Genomic DNA, 20,212 nt, shown 5'->3' on the forward strand with positions numbered 1-20,212 from the left:
AAGATACAGGAACCAACAGCTAATCAAAGGTCGAAATAGCGGTCGTATTTTACTGCCAAGGTGCAGTTGTTTTCGACTTGCTTTTTTAAGTAACACGTGTCTATTATTTACACCATGCTTATCCGAGTTGTACGGATGAAGCATAAAAATATTAACCGCAGCCGTAAGGTTGCACAAAATAGAAAGAAATATGGCCAAGGAAGAGGATAACAAAAAAAGAACAATCATCAGTCGTGGAATAATTGTTAAAGGTGAAATAGAGGGAAATGAACCTCTTACTATTGAGGGGAAAGTAGAAGGCACGATCAGCCTACAGGAGCATATTCACGTAGCCGTAGATGGTGAAGTTAATGCACAAATTAGCACAAAGAGCATTGTCATCGCGGGTTCTGTCAGTGGTAACATCAAAGCTACGGAAAGAGTCGAGCTTCTAGCTTGCGGATCGATGATCGGTGACATACAGGCTCCGAATGTCATCCTCAGTGATGGATGTATATTCCGCGGGAAGATCGATATGGACATCGATGAAAGCAAGATTGAAGAGCGCCGCCGTTCCTCAGCAAGTAGAATGAATGCAAACACAAGTGTCAATGGAATCGGAGCTGCATTAAGTGCCGGAGGAACTGACACTGAAGGAACAGCTCGAATTCACTCTGAGGAAAAGCCAAAAGTCACAAGCACGTTTCTACGACAGATTTAATTGAGGTGCTACTTTCATCTTTAACTTTCTGCTCCGCCGATAATAAGAAAATAAGAAAACCGAATTTCGGCGGAGCAGTTTTTACCGGTTTGTTGATTTGATCGGATGCCACTAACTCTTGAGTATTTTCCAGTCGGCATATTCCTATGGCATGTTGAATTTGACACATGATATCAAAAAGAGGTTTTCACTATGCTCTTTATCTCCTGGCACAGTTGGCCCTAGTGCAGGTAGGATATTCTAGTGATAAACTAAAGGCTTTAGACACCACCCCTGCAAAGTTGCCAGACTTTACTACCTTCGAAAACCAAGCTAAAAAGGCCCTCTACGAAAATAAGATTCAAAGTAACACATTTCCGGATTACAGCAAGCTACAAAACCAACTTATTCCTTATGTCATATACAGGAATAGGAATACCGAAGGCATTCACGACCAAGACAGTGACCATCATAAAAACTGGTTGTATAAAGATCTAGAAAAACTCAAAGAGGCACGCGCTGAAAGACAGAAACTTAATTCAGAAGACAACATTCAGTCTGACACTCAAATCTACCTAACCAAAAATCCAGATGTCTTTTCCCTGGGCTTAAATTCATCTTCAGAAGGATTACGTTTCTTTGGCTTACCTCCTAGCCAAGAAGCTCATTCAAAACAAGACAATCTTAAGTTCAGTTCTTTCCCTATTGATCTACCAAATGAATTAAACCAAATCTCCAACCCCGTAACAGGGTTGTCAAAACCTCTTCAGATGGGAATTTACAATAATAACATCAAAGATGACCTAAGTCAAAATTCTAAGTCGCTTCCGCTATCCAATTCTATATCAAGGCGATCACCAGTTGATGAATTAACCAACAGTCTTATTTCTATTGGTGATATGAATGATACACTACTGACCTACAAGCCACAAATGTCTTTAACACCACAACTGCAGATCCAGAATCCCAGATTTCCTTCCCCACAACAACACCTGTCTAATCCTAATAATCTACTTATAGATAAAATCGGCACATTAGATACAAATAACCCTAATTCATCACTCTCTCGCAACTACACACCACCATCACTCAACAACGATTTCAGGCGACTACTCGATCCACCTCCCTTACGATCCCCCAGAGTCTTAGGCAACCCTAATCTTAATCCCAACAAAATCAACGACCCGCTAGAGCGCTTCTACAGATAATATTATCCCACCCTAGTAATAAGGCCAATATCGGCAATGCCAGTGCGGATGGTAAGGATAATAATCCCAGCGTCTCAGCCTTTCTTGCTTCAATTCCGCATTCAGTGCCTCCTCAGGGGTCTTTAACAGATAATTGATTATGGTATCACTCACCTTGGCCTCTCTTAGATAATCAATATCTGTCATCGTCAAGCGATAAACGCCTCCTGAATAAATCAAGTAACGAATCAATCTATCCTCAGGATACTTCCTCTGCGTCAATTCCACAATCTCAGGCAACAACAATACCTTTCCACGCCTCATTTTCTCATAAATCGCAGGACTTACCCCCACATCCCGAGCCGTTTGAACATCCTGCTGATATTCCCGATAAGTCACGCATCCACCTAGCATTGAAAAAACAAACAAAAAACAAACGCTGCGAATAATTTCTTTCACAAGTCATATTATACTCTATTTTCCCACCAAATCAATGCCCCCAACCCCACACCCTCACGCCCCATCTCCCGCTCCCCCTCCACCACGTCCATCCGACATCCTCCGACAACTCCAGCAATCCCACACCCTTACACACGACTCCCTCCAAAAAAAAATCCAACGCGAGCTCTCCTACCTCATCAACCCCTCCACCTCACCAGACTCCCGCCATCCCTCCATTTACCACTTCTCCATCCATCCCCTACCTTTCATCTTACCAGCAGAAGACTGGCGCACCCTCTCCGAAGCCTTCTCCCAGCGCCTCCGCGCTTGGAATATCGCCCTTACCGATATCTTTTCCGAACAGTCCCTCATCCGACAACGCATCCTTCCACACCGCCTCATCTACAACGACCCCTCCTACCTACGCCCAATCCTAGGAATCAAACCCATCGGCGACACCCCCATCCGCATAGCCGCCATCGATTTCGTCCATGATTCCCAAGGCCAATGGCACGTCCTCGAAGAAATCTTCTCCCAACCCTACGGTATCGGCATCGCCCTTCATCTAAGACAATCCCTCGGAGAAATCTATACCCGCGAACTCTCCTCACTCCCCATCGAGTCCCCATCCGCCGTCCCAGCACTCATCCAAGAAAACCTACAAAATTGCGGCCTCTCCTTCTCCCACCGCCCCCGACTCGCACTTCTCACCCTCGGCCCACAATCCCCCTCATACGCTGATCAAGCCATCCTCGCCCGAATGATAGGCATCCCCCTCATCCAACCCGACGAACTCCTCGTCCTTCAAGGCCAACTCTTCCTCAAAACCATAGACGGCCTCCAACCCATAGAAATCCTCCTCCGCTTCATCCCAGCCCAAAATATCGACCCCGTATCCATCCCCTCACAAACCCCACACCAAGGCATCCCCGGCATCACCTCATGCCTCCGCAAAGGCACTGTCGCCATAGCCAACGCCCCATCCGCCGACCTCCTCCAAAACCGCGCCCTCACCACCTACACCCCACACCTCATCAGACACCTCCTACACCAACACCCCATCCTCCCCGACCTCTACCGCGCCCCACTCACCGACATCGACGTCCGCGAACAACTCTTCGACGACTGGCCCTCCTACATCATCAAGCCCACCCACCCCCACCCCAACACCCCAAGCCTCAACGGCGCCCTCCTATCCCAAGACCAGCGCCGCCACTGGCAGCAAATCATAGAACAAAACCCCTCCAAATGGATCATACAAAAAAACCTCCTCCACCACAACCCCCCACACGACCCCATCATCCTCCGCCTCTTCGCCTTAGCCGATCACCACCGCATCACCCTCCTCCCCTGCGCCCTCACCCGATCCCTCCAACCCCCCCCCACAGACCACACCCACCCCTTCCCCCCCACCCCCATCCGCGACACCTGGATCCTCCAACCCACACCCCACACCCCCACACCCCCGCACCCCGCCCCCCCCACCACACACCACCGCCACCCCATCGAACTCTCCCTCCCCCCTCAAACCCACGAAATCGTCGGAGAACGCCTCCGCCTCTCCAGCCGCACCGCCGAATCCCTCCTCTGGATCAGCCGCTACCTCACCCGCGCCGCCACCACCACCCAACTCCTCCGCACCCTCCTCCAAATCAGAGCCACATCAGACCCACAAACCACCGCACCCAAAACCTGGCAACCCCTCTGGGAAACCCTAGCCGCCGCCACAGGCCACCCCACCACCTACTTCGAAAAAAACAAACTCACCCACCCCTCCCAACTCTCCCACTACATCCTCCTCTCCCAAGAAAACAACGCCTCCGCCTACCACTCCATACGCCTCGCCCACCAAAACACCCTCGCCTCACGCGAATCCATCCCCACCGAACTCTTCACCCTCATCACCGACCTCTACCACCTCCTCCACACCTACAGCACCCAACCCCCCCACTCCCTCGACCCCATCCTCAACGACCTCTCCCTCCACAACTCCCTCATCCAAACCCACGAACAAATCACCGGCGCCGCCCTCCACCACCTCCTCCGCGACGACCCATGGCACTTCTGGAACATCGGCCACCACATCGAACAAGCCATCTTCACCACCATCACCTTCCGCCAACTCATCCTACCCCTCCGCTCCCCCACACAAGACCCCTCCCTCATCCACGACACCCTAATCCGCCTCTTCGCCTGCCAATACGCACACCGCAAACACCACCCACACCGCCCCACCCTCCAATCCATAGCCTCCATCCTCCTCACACTCCCCACATTCCCACGCAGCCTCGCCTTTCACTACCACACCCTCCACCACCACCTCACCACATGCTTCCCCCTCACCACACCCACACCGACCACACCCGCCATCCACACCCTACACCACCTCACCACCCTCCACACCCTCCCCCTCCACCAAATGTGCACCCCCAAAAACTCCTCCCTCCCCATCGCAGACTGGCTCGCCGAAGAGACCCAACACCTCCACCACCTCGCCAACCTCATCACCGACCACCACATCCACCACTACCACACCCACCTCCTCTCCCACACCCCCACCTAACCCCGCGACCCACTTGATTTTTTAACAACACCCCGATAAACCCATCCAACCCACACCCCCACCACCTATGCAACACCCCACCCCCACCACAGAACCCCCCACATTCACCACCACCCCCATCGAACACCTCATCGCCAACACCATCCGCATCCTCACCATCGATGCCATCGAAAAAGCCCACTCCGGCCACCCAGGCCTCCCCATGGGATGCGCAGACTTCGCCACCATCCTCTGGACCCAATTCCTCCGCCACAACCCCGCCAACCCCCACTGGCCCAACCGCGACCGCTTCATCCTCTCCGCAGGCCACGGCTCCATGCTACTCTACTCCCTCCTCCACCTCTGCGGCTACCCCCACATCACCCTAGAACAACTCCAAAAATTCCGCCAACTCCACTCCCTCACCCCAGGCCACCCAGAAGCCCACGAAACCCCAGGCGTCGAAGTCACCACAGGCCCCCTCGGCCAAGGCACAGGCAACTCCGTCGGCCTCGCCATCGCCCAAAAACACCTCGCCGCCCTCTTCAACACCCCAGACTTCAACCTCTTCGACCACCGCATCTACACCATCGTCTCCGACGGCGACCTCCAAGAAGGCATCTCCCACGAAGCCGCCTCCCTCGCAGGCCACCTCGGCCTCGATAACCTCATCTGGTTCTACGACGACAACCGCGTCTCCATCGAAGGCTTCACCGACCTCGCCTACTCCGACGACGTCCCCACCCGCTTCCGCGCCTACAACTGGCACGTCATCACCATCGACGGCCACAACCACTCCCAAATCCACGCAGCCCTCCGCGAAGCCCTCACCATCACAGGCCGCCCCACCCTCATCATCGGCAAAACCACCATCGGCAAAGGCTCACCCAAGCTCCAAGGCCAACCCAAAGCCCACTCCGACGCCCTCGGCCCACAAGAAGTCGCCGCCACCAAACGCGCCCTCGGCTGGCCCGAAGACTCCCAATTCCTCATCCCCTCCCGCGTCACCGCCTACTTCCAAAAACTCCGCCACGAACTCGCCGCCCAAGAAACCGAATGGAACCGCACCCTACAAGCCTACACCCGCGCCTACCCCCAAAAAGCCGCACTCCTCAAAAAAATCCAAGAAAAACAAATCCCCACAAACCTCCCCGACCTCCTCCCCCAATTCCAAGCCGGCCAAAACCTCGCCACCCGCAACGCCAGCGGCCAAATCCTCACCACCCTCTTCGACCACCTCCCCCACCTCATCGGCGGATCCGCAGACCTCGCCCCCTCCACCAAAACCTGGATCAAAACACACGGCTCATTCCAAAAAAACCACTACCACGGCCGCAACCTCCACTTCGGCATCCGCGAACACACCATGGCCGCCATCCTCAACGGCATCGCCTACCACCGCTCCGGCCTCATCCCCTTCGGCGCCACCTTCTTCGCCTTCACCGACTACATGCGCCCCCCCATCCGCCTCGGAGCCCTAAGCAAACTCCACACCATCTACGTCCTCACCCACGACTCCATCTTCGTCGGAGAAGACGGCCCCACCCACCAACCCGTCGAACACCTCGCAGCCCTCCGCGCCATCCCGCGCCTCTCACTCATCCGACCCGCCGACGCCAACGAAACCGCCCAAGCCTGGCTCGTCGCCCTATCCCAACAAGACCGCCCCACCCTCCTCGTCCTCACCCGACAAGACATCCCCACCCTCGACCGCTCCAAATGCGCCCCTGCCACAGGCCTCCGCCAAGGCGCCTACATCCTCTGGGAAGCCAATCCCAACGTCCCACCCCAAATCATCCTCATCGGCACAGGCTCAGAAGTCCACCTCTGCCTACAAGCCGCCGAACACCTCGCAGCAGAAGGCTACGCCCCACGCGTCGTCTCCATGCCCTCATGGGACCTCTTCGAAGCACAACCCCAATCCTACAAAGACCACGTCCTCCCCCCATCCATCCCCGCACGCATCGCCGTCGAAGCCGGCATCCGCATGGGCTGGGAACGCTACATCGGCGAAAAAGGCCTCTTCATCGGCGTCGAACGATTCGGCGCCAGCGCCCCCCACACCCGCCTCCAAGAAGCATACGGGCTCACAGTCCCCCACATCCTCTCCAAAACCCGCGCCCTCCTACCCCCAACACCCTAAAAACACCCACACCCACCCACCCCCCCAAAACCCTCCCCCAAACCCCCATCCCACAGCCGTTTTAGAATTCACATTCCACACACCTCATCTAGATGAAAAACGATGAAGATCATCCGACACCCGCCCACCATGCAGCGCACAGCCCTGCAATGGCGCAAAGAAGGAAAACAAATCGCCCTCGTGCCCACCATGGGCGCCTTACACCCAGGCCACGAAGCACTCATCAAAAAAGCCCGTAAACAAGCCGACATCCTCATCGTCAGCATCTACGTCAATCCCACCCAATTCTCCGCAGGAGAAGACCTCCACCGCTACCCCCGCCCCTTCCGCACCGACTGCCAAAAATGCCGCCTCTGGGACGTAGACATCGTCTTCGCACCCAAAAATCTCTACGCCCCCGATCACTCCACCTGGGTAGAAGAACTCTCCCTCAGTCAAGGCCGCTGCGGCCCCTTCCGACCAGGACACTTCCGAGGCGTCACCACCGTCGTCGCCAAGCTCTTTCTAATCTGCCAACCCCACCTCGCCTTCTTCGGCCAAAAAGACGCCCAACAACTCGAAGTAATCCAAAGAATGGTGCGAGACCTCCACTTCCCCATAAAAATCATCCCAGTTGAAACCATCCGCGATACAGACGGACTCGCCTTCAGCTCCCGCAACACCTACCTAAGCCCAACAGAAAGACAAAAAGCACGACAATTTGCCGCCGCACTCCAACAAGCCATACACCATCCCAATCCCATATCCTGGTTCAAAAAAGAAATCTCACGCCTAAAAGGTGTCCGCCTAGACTACGCCGAGATCGTCAACAATCGACTATGCGCCGCAGTGCACATCGGCAAAACCCGACTCATTGACAACGTAGCAACCACACTCAAAAAAAAGTAAACCATGAGACTGAGACGAGCGCGACTTTTCTCAAGACTCCACACATCCTGCCTCGCGCTCCTCATCCTATGCCCCACAGCAACCGCCAGCATATGGCAAGTCGTCCGCGTAGGCCCACTAGAATACGTCACACTAAAATCCTTTTGCCGCTTCTACTACTTCCCCTACGGAGAAGGCCCCCTCTCAGACACCTTCACCGTCCAAAACACCAGCTTCCGCCTCGTCTTTCGCCGAGATAGCCAAATCGTCCGAATCAACGAAGTCAACTACTACCTCTCAAGCTCCATCATAGATCATCCCGCAGGATGGCTCATCCCCAAAACAGACATCACAAAACTCTTTGACCCCATCTTCCGACCTCAAGCCATCCCCATCCGCAGACCCGTGCGAGGCGTCGTAATCGATCCCGGCCACGGCGGCTCCGACCGCGGCGCCACCGGACTAAACGGAGCCTTAGAAAAACACTACACACTAGACACTTCATTACGACTCGAAAAAATCCTACGCGCCGCCGGCGTTCGCACCGTCATGACGCGCCGCAGCGATGTCTTCGTCGAATTACACGAACGAACCCGATTCGCACGCAACTTCGCAGGACACATATTCGTAAGCATCCACTACAACTACGGCTTCAACCGCCAAGCCCGCGGAGTCGAGACCTTCGCCATGGCCCCTCGCGGAGTCGCCTCCACAGCCGTAGGAGAATTCCCCTCTCGCGCCGACCACATAAAACAAATCGGAAACGAAAACGACCCCCTAAATATCCTACTAGCCCACCAAGTCCATAGACAAATCGTGCGCCTCTTCCCCGGTGACCCCGAAGCCGATCGCGGCGTCAAACGAGCGCGCTTCGTAGTCCTGCGCACAAACTACCTCCCCGCCATCCTAGTAGAAGGCGGCTTCCTCACCAACCGCATGGATCTACGCCTTGTAGATAACCCCGTCTATCGCCAGCGCCTAGCTGAGGCAATCGCCACCGGCATACTCAACTACATACGATTAAACCAGCCAACCCAACCCTAAATTAACCCCCAAGTTAAAGAGTCTGCAAAAAGCGCACAAGCTGCTCACGATTCGGACTATTAGCATGCCGAACGTAAAACCCAGACGCAGCAACCGCCAACTGCAAAGAATGCTGTAACCCCAACCCAAGCAACCGCCCAATAACAAAACCAGCGTTAAAATGATCCCCCGCACCCGTGCTAATTTTAGGTTTAGCAGTATAAGGCCCCTCAATAAAAGTTTCCCCCTGTGCATCCGCCCCAGCAGCATACTTTACAGGATGAATCACCACAGTGTGAAGATTAAGCTTCTCCCGAATAGCCGCTGCCAATGCCGCCGTGCCCTTTGGATTAGCCGGCGTCTTCTTAAGACGCAAGACTCGCGCCACATGCTGCCCCTCACTCTCGTTCAGACCAAGGATAACATCATTGCTCTCTTGAAACTCCGATATAATTTTCAGCGCCGCCAACAAATCAGCATCCAGACGCTTAGCTGGATCAGCCAAATCAAAAAACATCAGCTTCCGTGGCTCATCTTTCACGGGTGGAAATTCACTCAAAAGTTTCTTCCATATCGCCGACATATGCGGAAGCATGGTCCAGTTCACCATCCCAATGAAATGAGCTTCCTTCCACATCTTCTTAAAAGCCGCCTCACCGACTCGCTTCTTAATATTATCCCACGTGACCTCATTAACGTTGCTATGTTGACCAAACAACAATTTCCCATCGTTAAATTCAAACGCCTGAGTCAATGCAGGCTCACCAATCGGAATCACCCTTGCACGCTTGCTAAATTCATGAAAAACAGGATGCACAGTATCCTTACCCACAATCCCAATATAATTCACCGGTGCCCCAAGCGTGCTCAATGCAAACGCCATCAACGGCCCGTTCCCCCCCATGCGAACTGACTGCTGCACGAGCTCCATGTTGGCGCTCTTACCCGCTGCCGCCACTATTGCAGAACCAAACGACTTGATCGTTGCATACGGAACGTATTTTGTAGCAGACTGGCGCTGGGCCACGACCTGATAAATCTCATCAACAAAACCATCAAAACCCAACAGACATTGATATTTCAAAAGCTGCGCTCGTGAACCAATCAGACGCTCTGCCGTTTGCCGGGCGATACGAGAATCACTCATAACCTTCCCATCACTTCTAGCCTACCGCAGCTCAATTGGCAAGCACAAAAGAAGCCTTACCACAAAGCGATTAACCCGCAACGCCCACCTTTCGCCACTTAATTTCGCCACTTAATGTTGCACCCAAGACTAGGAAACTGTCGCTCAGAAACTCTCTCCCCAGAAATCAAAGCATCCAGAGCCGCTCTCAAGTCAGATCCCGTCACCGGTATGTTGTTGCCTGGACGACTCGAGTCAAATTGCCCCCGATAAACCAGCCGAGCGCTAGCATCATAAACAAAAAAATCGGGCGTGCAGGCTGCATCAAACGCCCGCGCAACCTCCTGCGTCGCATCATGCAGATACGGAAACGTCCACCCAAGACGTATAGCCTGTTCTCGCATCCGATCTGGAGCATCTTGAGGATATGTCGTTTCATCATTCGAGCAGATCGCGACAAAATCCACCGCCTTGCCAGCATAATCGCGCGCCAATTCAGAAATGCCTTTTTCGATGTGAATAACATACGGACAATGACAACAAAGGAACATCACAACCAGCGGCCGCGTCAGACTACCAGGACCATAAGCACGCCTCGTGCCTGACACAACATCCCTTAACTCAAACTGCGGCAACAACGTGCCCAACGGTGACATTTTAGATGGTGTAAGAGCCATGTAAGCTAAAATATTACGTTTTTTTCAGTGCGTAAATTTTGAATTCACCCTATCATTCAACAATGATCTCAAAAGGGTTCGTGGCGATTTCTTCCGAGCCAATTACTGACGAAATCATTCGCTGCTATATACAATCATGGCTTACGCGATTCCATCGAGTCGAGCAAGTTTCGCCCACTGACACCCATGCTAACGTAACCCTACACCTCAAATCATGCGATGAATACATCCCCCACGACCAGGTCCAGTTCCGTGTATTGCACGGAGATGATTTCGCCTGGGTTTACATCACTCGCAACCGCCGAGTAATCGAGACAACAGGACTCCCACTCGAGGAATTCTCCCTATGCCTAGAAGTCTTGCTTGAGCTCCCATCAATCCAAGAAATCATCAACGATCAAGATGACCGACGCCTAAATGAACTAGAATCGCAAGGCCTCTTGTAAAAAGCTGAGCCCTTTGAGAATACCAGCTCCTTTACCATTACTCCAACCGCATCAAACGCCCAGCTTCAAGATGATAACGCACTTTTCCACGCTGCGCGATATTATGATTGTGCGTCACCACGATCAACGTCTTCCCAGCGCGCTCGTGTAGCGCTTCAAGCAAATCGATCACCTCTTGCGCAGACTGGCTATCGAGATTGCCAGTCGGTTCATCCGCAACGATGATCGGTGCATCATTCCTAAACGCTCGAGCAATCGCAACACGTTGCTGTTCGCCCCCTGAAAGCTGCGCCGGATAATGTGTGGCACGCTCGCTCAGACCGACAAGGCGAAGCAGAGACTCAGCCTCATCGCGTTCGCTCTTTCCAGCAATCATCGCAGGTAGCATCACGTTTTCCCAAGCCGTCAGCTCAGGCAAGAGATGGTAAGATTGAAAAACGTAACCAATCATGTGATTACGCCAAGCTGCTAGCTTCTTTGCTCCCATTTTATAAATCGATCGGTCTTCCCACATCACCTGCCCTTCATCTGGAGGCTCCAGCCCAGACAACACATTGAGTAACGTCGTCTTACCCGACCCCGAAACGCCCTGAATGGTGATGAATTGGCCAAATCGCAAATCCATATTCACACGATCCAGCACACGAAGAACTTTACCGCCCGTGCGATAAGTTTTGGTCACATTTTTAAGTTGAATAATTTCCTCGCTCATAGTTGTGACTCTCTATTATTCATACCGCAACGCTTGCGCAGGCATAAGTCGCGCCGCACTGCGAGCTGGTATATATGCAGCTAAAATACATATAGCCACGGCAATGCCAGCTATGCTGCCTACCAAAGGCAGACTTTCACCCAAAGGCACTGCAGGTATCTGTGCAATGTTGTAGATCTCTGGCGCAAAGACATCCACGCCCATCAATCGAGCAAGACCCTCACGCAATTCATTTCGAAACGACAACGCTACCCATGCCAATCCCACTCCAAGCACGGACCCCACCGTCCCGACAATTCCTCCATACCACAGAAAAATAGCCATTATCTGACCCTCACGCGCTCCAAGGGCCTTCAAAATGCCGATTTCTTTACTCTTCTGCACCGTGATCGTGATCAAAGTGCTACACAATCCAAACCCCGCCACCAGAATGATAAACAAAAGCACAAATGTCATCGTCACTCGCTCCGTAGCCACCGCTGTAAAAAGCGTGCGGTTTTGATCCATCCACGTCCGCACCATATACCGACCATCGGTTTCCTTGATAAGACGATGCTTGAATGCCTCAGCCACCTCAGGCGCATCTTCATTCAACCGCACATGCACCCCATGCACAGCCGTCTCAAGCGCATAGAGATATTGAGCGTTGGATAATGAAGTCACCATCACATTCAAGTCATAATCATACATCCCAGTTCGAAATATCCCCGTTATTACCAGCTCCGTCGGCAAAACCAAATGCTGCTCTGTAGCGGTAGCCATCTCCACCGGCACCACCTGCGGCGCCGATGTCCCCTCGACAGGGGCTTTATCTTTGCTTTCCTTGTCAGCCTGTTCCTTGTTAGCCACCTTATTACTCGCGCCGTTTTTTTCGGTCTTGCTTTCGTCCCTCCTGGACGTCTCCAATGCGGCCGAATTCTCAGCGTCAGAGGAGACAGCCCTAGCCTTCTGTGAGTGTAGGACTGGCAAATTCCTAGGAGCATAGACCAATATCTTGTCGCCAACCGTTGCCCCCTGCTGTAGCGCCCATTCCTCGCCCACAATCACCGCATTACCTTGAAGCAAAGCTTCACCCTTCACCAACCACTTCGATTCATCCATCGGCAACATGCCGCTTAACTCCTCCACCTCCACCCCCCGCAAAACAGGCGAACTCAACGCCTGTTGAAACTCCACCAGCACAGGCCCCTGCACAAAACCACTCGCCGACACTACCTCCTCCTTCACCCGCAGTTGCTGTGCCAACCCCCGCCAATCCTCCAACACCCCACCCATCCCCGACACAGTCACATGAGCGTTGAACCCGACAATCTTACTCCTAATCTCTCGCTCAAATCCCTCCATCACCGAAAGCACCACAAGCAAAACCATCACCCCAAGCGTCACTCCCAACACAGATAACATCGTAATCACCGACACAAACGTCCGCTGCGGTCTAATGTAACGCCGCGCCAGAAAAAACGAAAAATTCCTGCGCACTGCTTTCTTTGCCATCGCGCCAAATTGCCAAGTTTCCACTGAACCTCAACAAAGAAATTCCAGCTTGCATCCGAAGGCCACTTGCTGCAACTTACACTCCCTCTAAAAAATCCATCTACCAAAATATGTTCGCAATACTACAAACCGGCGGAAAACAATACAAAGTCTCCGAAGGCGACATCCTCGATGTCGAGCTCCTCGGCTTAAACACCGGAGACAAAACCACCCTCAACGAAGTCCTACTCATCGCCGAAGGCGAAAACATCCAAGTCGGACGCCCCTTTCTCCCCAACGCAAAAGTCGAATGCGAAGTGCTCGAAGGCGAGGTCAAAGCCCCTAAGGTTATCGCCTACAAATTCAAGCGCCGCAAAGGCTATCACCGCACCGTCGGCCACCGCCAAAGATACACGCGGCTTAAAGTCACAAAAATCATTTCCCAATAGCTCCTCACAAAATCACATAACCCTCAACACGGAGGACACACCATGGCACACAAAAAAGGTCAAGGAAGCACCAAAAACGGCAGAGACAGCGCAAGCAAACGTCTCGGCGTCAAAATCTATGGCGGCCAAATGGCCACCGCTGGAAACATTATCTACCGCCAGCGCGGCACCGTCTATCATCCAGGCAAAAACGTAGGCATGGGACGCGACTTCACCCTCTTCGCACTCATCGACGGAATTGTCCAATACGACAAAAACAACCGTCGCATCCACGTCCTCCCCCCTACCCCCACCACCGCAAACTAACCCCCACACCGCCTGCCTCCCCAATCGGTAACACCCCCCGTTGCCGAATAACACACCACCCACACACCCCTTGATGCCAGCTAGCAGCTTGCATTAAGGCCCCACTTCCATACCCTTCAATCTCATAACCCCCACATACCATGCCCCCTTTTGTCGACCGCGTCCGCATCCTAGCCAAAGCAGGAGACGGAGGTCGTGGATGCGTCAGCTTCCGAAGAGAACCCCACATCCCCTACGGCGGACCAGACGGCGGCAAAGGCGGACGAGGCGGCCACGTAATCCTTAAAGTCAATCCACACCTCAACAACCTCTACCACCTCAAGCTCACTCCACACCACAGAGCCCAAAACGGCCAAGCCGGTGGAAGCGGCAACTGCACAGGTCGAAACGGCGCCGACACCATCATCGAAGTCCCCCCTGGCACAGTCGTCAGCCTCCTCGGTCCTCCTCCACGACACGCCCCCGCATCAGAAGAACGCCTCGCGCCTCTCCCCCCGCCTCGTGCAAAGCTCACAGTCATCGCCGACCTCACTCAGCCCTACGAAGAATTCATCCTCTGCCACGGAGGACGCGGAGGCAGAGGAAACGCCAGCTACAAAACTCCCACACACCAAGCTCCACGAGAATACGAAGAAGGCCAGCCAGGCGAAGTCGGCCAATTCGTCCTCGAGCTCAAATCCATCGCAGACGTAGGCCTAGTCGGTTACCCCAACGCCGGTAAATCCTCCCTCCTCGCTGCCCTCTCACGCGCCCATCCCAAGATTGCCCCCTACCCCTTCAGCACCCTCACCCCACAAATCGGCGTCCTGGAAACCCCGGGCACTTCACATCCCATCGTCATTGCAGACATCCCCGGTCTCATCGAAGGAGCCCATCAGGGTGTGGGACTCGGACACGAATTCCTAAGACACATCGAGCGCTGCCGTATGCTGATTATCCTCATCGATATCGCCGCTACGGAGGGACGCGACCCCGCCCAAGATTATGCCACCCTTCGCAAAGAACTAAAACTCTACTCGCCCTCTTTAGCTGAGAAGCCCTTCCTCATAGTTGCTAATAAAATAGACCTTCCAGAAGCTGCCCACAATCTAACCCTCTTTCGAAAAAAAATTCGTCGTCGCGTCTTCCCCCTCTCCACTCTCACTCGCGAAGGAATTCCCAAGCTCATCGAAGCAATCGTTCAACAACTCCGCCAAATCGACCAAGCCCCACCTGCCGCTCCCTTGCCCAACCCCACAACTCCCGTAAAATAGAACTATGGAAACTCTTCTACACATCACCCCTCAAGCCGCTCAACAAATTCTCAAACTTACCGAATCCAAACCTAAACTAGGCCTCCGCCTGCACATCGCAAAAGGAGGCTGCTCAGGCCTAGAATACCACATGAATCTCACCGAGCCCGCCACCAATGACTACATCATTGAGTCCCACGGCGCTCGAGTCTATCTTGATCCTCAAGCCAAACCCTACCTCCAAGGCGCTACCCTCCACTACGAAGATGCCCTTACAGGCGCCGGATTTCGTATCCGCAATCCCAATGCCACCCAGACCTGCGGGTGCGGCGCGTCCTTCACCACCCAATAAACAACCCCTACCCCATGTCCCCTCCCCGTGGCAAACTCTGTGCAAACTCCCACCACTCGTCAGGAGCCAGCTCCTCAGCACGACAATCAAGATCGCATGCGAAAATCGTCCGCAACTGTTTCCTTCGATACTGAAAAGCCCGCCGCACAACGGCCTGAAACCACTCAAACTCTGGATCCCGCGCCTGTTCCCGTATCCTTTCAAAACGCAACACAGCAGAATGAACCTTAGGCCTCGGATAAAAAAGCTGGCATGGCACTCGCCGCACAAATTCAATCCTATAAGCCCTCTGCAAAATCACCGATGGAGCCCCATAATTCGGCGTTCCAGGACGTGCTCGGATTCGGTCCGCCAGCTCTTCCTGCACCATAAACACCAAAGTCCGCGGAAGCTCTGCCGCTCTGAGAACAGAAAAGAGAATCGGCGTTGAAATATTATAAGGCAAGTTTCCGACTATCGCAGCCCAAGACTGCTCCATAGCCCGCGGCAAGTATTCCAAAATATCGGCCTGAACGAGATGAAAATTCCTGCACTCAACAAACCGGTCCTGCAGATATCGACTCAACCCAAGATCAATCTCCACCGCATGGACTTCCACCCCCCTACTCAACAAATGCTCCGTAAGCGCCCCAAGCCCTGGCCCGACCTCTAAAACTCGGCCAAATGGCTGCTTCTGCAAACTCTCAATAATCACATCAGCAATCAACCGGCAGACGTTCTCATCATGCAAAAAATTCTGACCAAATCGCTCCAGAGGCCTTAACCCCCGACTCAGGAGTGCCTGCCTGATCTCCCTCAAGTTCATTTACCAACCCTTGAAGTTATCTATTTTCTCTCCGCCCAAATCAACCAATAAATGCGAGACCCTAGTCTTCCCCATTTTTAATTGCATCCAGTCTATCCTTAATCTCCGATCGCTCCGAGGCACTCAGATAGTCAATAAAAAGACGCCCCTGTAAATGATCAAACTCATGTTGCACAGCACGGGCTAACAAACCCGTAGCCTCATAATTCACCACCCTACCCTCAAAATCATATGTTTTAAAACGCACTCGCTTCGACCGGCTTATCATAAGCGAAAGATTAGGAAAACTCAAACACCCTTCACTCTCTCTAAGCTTAGACTTCGTCAACTCAACCTCTGGATTGATCAAATAAAGCGGCATCTCCCGCTCAATCTCCACCTCTTTCCCCTCTCGCCACAAACGACTAGGCCGATCCTCTACACCGCGAACGTCAATAACTGCAAGTTGCAAAGCGTAGCCGACTTGTTGAGCAGCAAGCCCCACCCCATTCACACCCCTCATCGTCAACAACATCTCCTGCAACAATCTCCGCCACCCCTCGCTCAAAGGAAACGTCACCGGTTTCCCCACCTCACGCAACACCGGATTCCCATACCTGACAATCTTCAGTGCCATATATCATCACTAGCTTTCATCCCCCTTTTCATCCAGCCACAAAATCATTTCCCACAACGTCAACCCCCCCCCATCGCCCAGCCAAGAGCATATTTGACCTATTCTCGCTTCAAGATTAGTCTATACTAAAAACATGGCCTAAACTTTCCTCTACCCTCATCATGGAGACTACTGAGACGATTAACTTCGAAAATGGTCACGCCCTTCACGAGCTCCTCACAGCCGACCCGCAACACCTAGAAATCTTACAAAAAACTTTCGCCGTCAAAATCATCACACGCGACGGTTGGCTCAAAATCCAAGGCACACCGCAAAACACTGCACTCGTCCGCCAAGTCATCCAAGAACTCCAAACGGCAAAAAATCTCGGCATGACCATCCGCCGCCACGAATTCATTCATGCTATCGAAAATACACGGCAAGCCCTAAACATTCCCCTAGCCTCGCTCCAAGAAAACAAAATTCACACCTCAGCCAAACGCCCACCAGTTGTCGCAAAAACACTCAACCAAAAACTCTACCTCGACGCCATCTCTCGTCATGATCTCGTCTTTGGCCTAGGACCCGCCGGCACAGGCAAAACCTTCCTCGCAGTCGCCTGCGCACTCACTGCCCTAAAAAGCGAATCCGTCAAACGGATCATCCTCACCCGCCCCGCAGTCGAGGCCGGTGAAGCCCTCGGCTTCTTGCCCGGTGATCTACGTGAAAAAATACTACCGTATCTTCGCCCCTTATATGACGCCATAAACATCCTCCTTGATCCCGAAGAAATCGCCAAAGCCAATGAACGCCAAACTATCGAAATCGCTCCCCTAGCTTACATGCGCGGGCGGACCCTCTCCCACGCCTTCGTAATACTCGACGAAGCCCAAAACACCACACCCGAACAAATGTTCATGCTTCTCACCCGCCTTGGCCCCGGCTCAAAATGTGTCGTAACGGGAGACCCCTCACAATGCGACTTACCCCGATCTCGGCCATCCGGCCTACAAGAAGCCATCTTAGCCTTAAAAGGCATCCCCGAAATCCCTTTCATCTACTTCCAAGAAACAGACGTCATCCGCCACGAGCTTGTGCAAAAAATTATCGTCGCCTACCGTAACCATCGGCAACGGAATGATTCCGCCCAGACAACCCCCTCATGATTCACTGGTTTCAACGCCGCCTGCTCATTCAAAAAGGCCTTGCAACTGAGAAGCAGCGCCGCTCCCAAATCCCACGCGTCCTCTTTGAGCGCCTCGATAACTCCCAAAACCTACGCCTACTGATTTGTGCCCTCTTCACCCTCTTCATCCTCTATTTTAGTTGGAACGCCACACCCGCACCCCTCCTAACTCTCAGCGAGACCCGCATCCTCACACTACTAGCATTACCGCTCACCTACTTACTTTTTCGCATCTTGCTTCCCCCTGTTCATGCTACAAACTCACGGCTCTTTCTCCACCTTAGCGCAATAGCCCTAAATATCTTGGCTCACCAAGCCACTCATTACTGGTTCCGCGCCGAGACACAAGACACCCTTCTCTCCGCAGTCTACTACACCACCATCCCCTTTGCTCCCCTTCTCCTCACAGTTCTTTTAGGGCAACCCGCTGGCATTTTTGCAACCCTCACTACAAGTTATTTCTCCACCCTCCTGATTGAGCCTACACTGAGCTTTCTCGTCCTCAACCTCATCTCTGGACTCCTCGTCACGACATTCAGCCACAATATCCGCAAACGCAGCGACATCGTTCGTGCCGGCGCCATCGCAGGAGCCACGACATCAGCCATAGCTTTCATCCTCGCATTCATGCAGCCCTACAATTCCATCCTTCTCTTCGGACAACCCATCGCCTGTTTCGTCATCGGCATCTTCACCGCGATGGTCGTCAACAGCCTCCTCCCTCTTATCGAATCCCTCTTCAGAATATCCACCAACATCTCATGGATCGAGCTATGCGACCTCAATCACCCCCTTCTTCGAGAACTTTCCATCCGCGCACCCGGCACCTACCAACATTCCCAAATGGTCGCCAACCTCGCTGAATCCGCCGCCCACGCCATCGGAGCAAACGGCACCCTCTGCCGCGTAATGGCCTACTTTCACGACATCGGAAAAATGACCAAACCCGAATACTTCACCGAAAACGCAGGCTCCGACAATCCGCACAAAGAACTCACACCGACCATGTCCGCACTCATCATCATCTCCCACGTAAAAGAAGGCCTAGACCTCGCCATCAAACACAAACTCCAACCAGAAATCCTCGACGCCATCCAACAACACCACGGCGACTCCATCGTCTATTACTTCTATCGCCGCGCCCTACAACAAGCCGAAGACGCACGCCTTGGCTCGCTAATCATGGACATGCCAGATGAACCCACCGACGAGATCTCACAAGAACCTTTCCGATACCCAGGTCCACGCCCACAAACCAAAGAAATCGCCATCGTCTCGCTGGCTGACGCCATCGAGGGAGCTTCCCGATCCCTACAAAAACCCACTCCTCAACGGATCGAAGACCTCGTCCAAGATATCATTCGCCAAAAAATCAACCAACAACAACTCACAGACTGCCACCTCACCTTCAACGAACTAGAAATCATCAAGGACTCCTTCACCACCACCCTAAAATCCATCCTCCACTCCCGCATCGCATACCCAAAGCATGAAAAAAACAATCCCTCACCTCCACATCCACCGTCATCCCCAAAGTCCACGACTCCCGCTTCGACCTCTTCGTAATTACTGGCTACGCTCTCTCACCCTCCTTCCTCACACCCGCACAGCCCTCCCCCCCACTGTCTCCATCCACCTCGTCTCTCTGCAGACAATAACCGCCCTTCACAAACGCTTCCTAAACGACCCCACCCCCACCGACGTCATCACCTTCCACCACGGCGAAATCTTCATCTGTCCTGCTGTCGCCATAGAAAATGCTCCACACTACAACACCTCTCCCATCGAAGAGATCGCATTATACGGCCTTCACGGCCTTCTACACCTATGCGGCTTCACCGATACCACCCCCAGCAAACGCCGCATCATGCACCGCATCCAAAATTCCATCCACAACCAAATCCGTGAGCTCCTATAAAAATGCCTGCCTTTTTCCTACGCAAAAAACGAATTCATGATAACCTATCCGAC

The 20,212-nt window shown here is 53.2% G+C and carries 21 protein-coding genes; 14 read left to right on the plus strand and 7 right to left on the minus strand.

Annotated features, from left to right (window positions below):
- The first annotated feature begins 190 nt into the window (after nt 1-190).
- Both NZM04_10490 and NZM04_10495 read left to right on the plus strand, forming a co-directional pair.
- Nucleotides 191-700, plus strand: coding sequence for a polymer-forming cytoskeletal protein (locus NZM04_10490; GenBank protein MCS7064442.1), 510 nt, complete (start codon nt 191-193; stop codon nt 698-700).
- Nucleotides 701-867: 167 nt separating this feature from the next.
- Nucleotides 868-1,887: a hypothetical protein gene (locus tag NZM04_10495; GenBank protein ID MCS7064443.1), complete on the plus strand. Its 1,020-nt coding sequence runs from the start codon at nt 868-870 to the stop codon at nt 1,885-1,887.
- A 12-nt stretch (nt 1,888-1,899) separates the two neighbouring features.
- Here NZM04_10495 and NZM04_10500 read toward each other — a convergent pair whose 3' ends face one another.
- The gene (locus NZM04_10500) at nt 1,900-2,325 is read right to left on the minus strand and encodes a hypothetical protein (GenBank protein ID MCS7064444.1); all 426 of its coding nucleotides are present in this window, start codon (nt 2,323-2,325) and stop codon (nt 1,900-1,902) included.
- A 34-nt stretch (nt 2,326-2,359) separates the two neighbouring features.
- Between NZM04_10500 and NZM04_10505 the strand changes: the two genes are divergently transcribed.
- From NZM04_10505 to NZM04_10520, 4 genes are all read left to right on the plus strand, one after another.
- Nucleotides 2,360-4,870 (plus strand): circularly permuted type 2 ATP-grasp protein, encoded by a 2,511-nt coding sequence (locus tag NZM04_10505; GenBank protein ID MCS7064445.1) that lies wholly within the window; start codon nt 2,360-2,362, stop codon nt 4,868-4,870.
- A 67-nt stretch (nt 4,871-4,937) separates the two neighbouring features.
- Nucleotides 4,938-6,992 carry a transketolase gene (tkt, locus tag NZM04_10510; GenBank protein ID MCS7064446.1) on the plus strand — a complete coding sequence of 685 codons (2,055 nt, stop codon included), beginning with the start codon at nt 4,938-4,940 and terminating at the stop codon, nt 6,990-6,992.
- A gap of 102 nt (nt 6,993-7,094) precedes the next feature.
- On the plus strand, nt 7,095-7,880 hold the full coding sequence (gene panC / locus NZM04_10515) for a pantoate--beta-alanine ligase (GenBank protein ID MCS7064447.1): 786 nt from the start codon (nt 7,095-7,097) through the stop codon (nt 7,878-7,880).
- Nucleotides 7,881-7,883: 3 nt separating this feature from the next.
- On the plus strand, nt 7,884-8,903 hold the full coding sequence (locus NZM04_10520) for an N-acetylmuramoyl-L-alanine amidase (GenBank protein ID MCS7064448.1): 1,020 nt from the start codon (nt 7,884-7,886) through the stop codon (nt 8,901-8,903).
- Between the two features lie 13 nt (nt 8,904-8,916).
- Here NZM04_10520 and NZM04_10525 read toward each other — a convergent pair whose 3' ends face one another.
- Entirely contained in the window at nt 8,917-10,029 is a 1,113-nt protein-coding gene (locus NZM04_10525) for a PfkB family carbohydrate kinase (protein MCS7064449.1), read from the minus strand.
- Between the two features lie 98 nt (nt 10,030-10,127).
- A complete protein-coding gene (locus tag NZM04_10530) occupies nt 10,128-10,664 on the minus strand; it encodes a thioredoxin family protein (GenBank protein MCS7064450.1) in 537 nt (178 codons plus the stop codon).
- 83 nt (nt 10,665-10,747) lie between these two features.
- Here NZM04_10530 and NZM04_10535 point away from each other — a divergent pair, with 83 nt between their 5' ends.
- A complete protein-coding gene (locus tag NZM04_10535; GenBank protein ID MCS7064451.1) occupies nt 10,748-11,131 on the plus strand; it encodes a hypothetical protein in 384 nt (127 codons plus the stop codon).
- 37 nt (nt 11,132-11,168) lie between these two features.
- Here the strand turns inward: NZM04_10535 and NZM04_10540 are convergent, their stop codons facing one another.
- Both NZM04_10540 and NZM04_10545 read right to left on the minus strand, forming a co-directional pair.
- Nucleotides 11,169-11,843, minus strand: a complete 675-nt coding sequence (locus tag NZM04_10540) for an ABC transporter ATP-binding protein (GenBank protein MCS7064452.1) — start codon at nt 11,841-11,843, stop codon at nt 11,169-11,171.
- A gap of 15 nt (nt 11,844-11,858) precedes the next feature.
- Nucleotides 11,859-13,337, minus strand: a complete 1,479-nt coding sequence (locus tag NZM04_10545) for an ABC transporter permease (GenBank protein MCS7064453.1) — start codon at nt 13,335-13,337, stop codon at nt 11,859-11,861.
- On the opposite strand from NZM04_10545, the gene rplU reads away from it, so the two are divergent.
- The 4 genes from rplU (at nt 13,331) to NZM04_10565 (ending at nt 15,655) form a co-directional block, all read left to right on the plus strand.
- Nucleotides 13,331-13,765, plus strand: coding sequence for a 50S ribosomal protein L21 (rplU, locus tag NZM04_10550; protein ID MCS7064454.1), 435 nt, complete (start codon nt 13,331-13,333; stop codon nt 13,763-13,765). The two genes, NZM04_10545 and rplU, sit on opposite strands and share 7 nt — an antisense overlap.
- A gap of 42 nt (nt 13,766-13,807) precedes the next feature.
- Nucleotides 13,808-14,071, plus strand: a complete 264-nt coding sequence (gene rpmA, locus NZM04_10555; GenBank protein ID MCS7064455.1) for a 50S ribosomal protein L27 — start codon at nt 13,808-13,810, stop codon at nt 14,069-14,071.
- A gap of 140 nt (nt 14,072-14,211) precedes the next feature.
- Nucleotides 14,212-15,324 carry a GTPase ObgE gene (gene obgE / locus NZM04_10560; GenBank protein ID MCS7064456.1) on the plus strand — a complete coding sequence of 371 codons (1,113 nt, stop codon included), beginning with the start codon at nt 14,212-14,214 and terminating at the stop codon, nt 15,322-15,324.
- Nucleotides 15,325-15,328: 4 nt separating this feature from the next.
- On the plus strand, nt 15,329-15,655 hold the full coding sequence (locus tag NZM04_10565) for an iron-sulfur cluster assembly accessory protein (protein ID MCS7064457.1): 327 nt from the start codon (nt 15,329-15,331) through the stop codon (nt 15,653-15,655).
- Nucleotides 15,656-15,662: 7 nt separating this feature from the next.
- Here the strand turns inward: NZM04_10565 and rsmA are convergent, their stop codons facing one another.
- Nucleotides 15,663-16,460, minus strand: coding sequence for a 16S rRNA (adenine(1518)-N(6)/adenine(1519)-N(6))-dimethyltransferase RsmA (gene rsmA, locus NZM04_10570; protein MCS7064458.1), 798 nt, complete (start codon nt 16,458-16,460; stop codon nt 15,663-15,665).
- Nucleotides 16,461-16,521: 61 nt separating this feature from the next.
- Nucleotides 16,522-17,076, minus strand: coding sequence for a peptide deformylase (def, locus tag NZM04_10575; protein ID MCS7064459.1), 555 nt, complete (start codon nt 17,074-17,076; stop codon nt 16,522-16,524).
- Between the two features lie 161 nt (nt 17,077-17,237).
- Here def and NZM04_10580 point away from each other — a divergent pair, with 161 nt between their 5' ends.
- From NZM04_10580 to ybeY, 3 genes are read left to right on the plus strand one after another with little or no spacing between them, the layout of a single operon-like run.
- The gene (locus NZM04_10580; GenBank protein MCS7064460.1) at nt 17,238-18,221 is read left to right on the plus strand and encodes a PhoH family protein; all 984 of its coding nucleotides are present in this window, start codon (nt 17,238-17,240) and stop codon (nt 18,219-18,221) included.
- Nucleotides 18,218-19,807: an HDIG domain-containing protein gene (locus NZM04_10585; protein ID MCS7064461.1), complete on the plus strand. Its 1,590-nt coding sequence runs from the start codon at nt 18,218-18,220 to the stop codon at nt 19,805-19,807. Before NZM04_10580 ends, NZM04_10585 begins: the two co-directional genes overlap by 4 nt.
- A complete protein-coding gene (gene ybeY, locus NZM04_10590; GenBank protein MCS7064462.1) occupies nt 19,731-20,159 on the plus strand; it encodes an rRNA maturation RNase YbeY in 429 nt (142 codons plus the stop codon). Before NZM04_10585 ends, ybeY begins: the two co-directional genes overlap by 77 nt.
- The last annotated feature ends 53 nt before the right edge of the window (nt 20,160-20,212 follow it).

Source organism: Candidatus Methylacidiphilales bacterium (genome assembly GCA_025056655.1).
Lineage (GTDB): Bacteria > Verrucomicrobiota > Verrucomicrobiia > Methylacidiphilales > JANWVL01 > JANWVL01.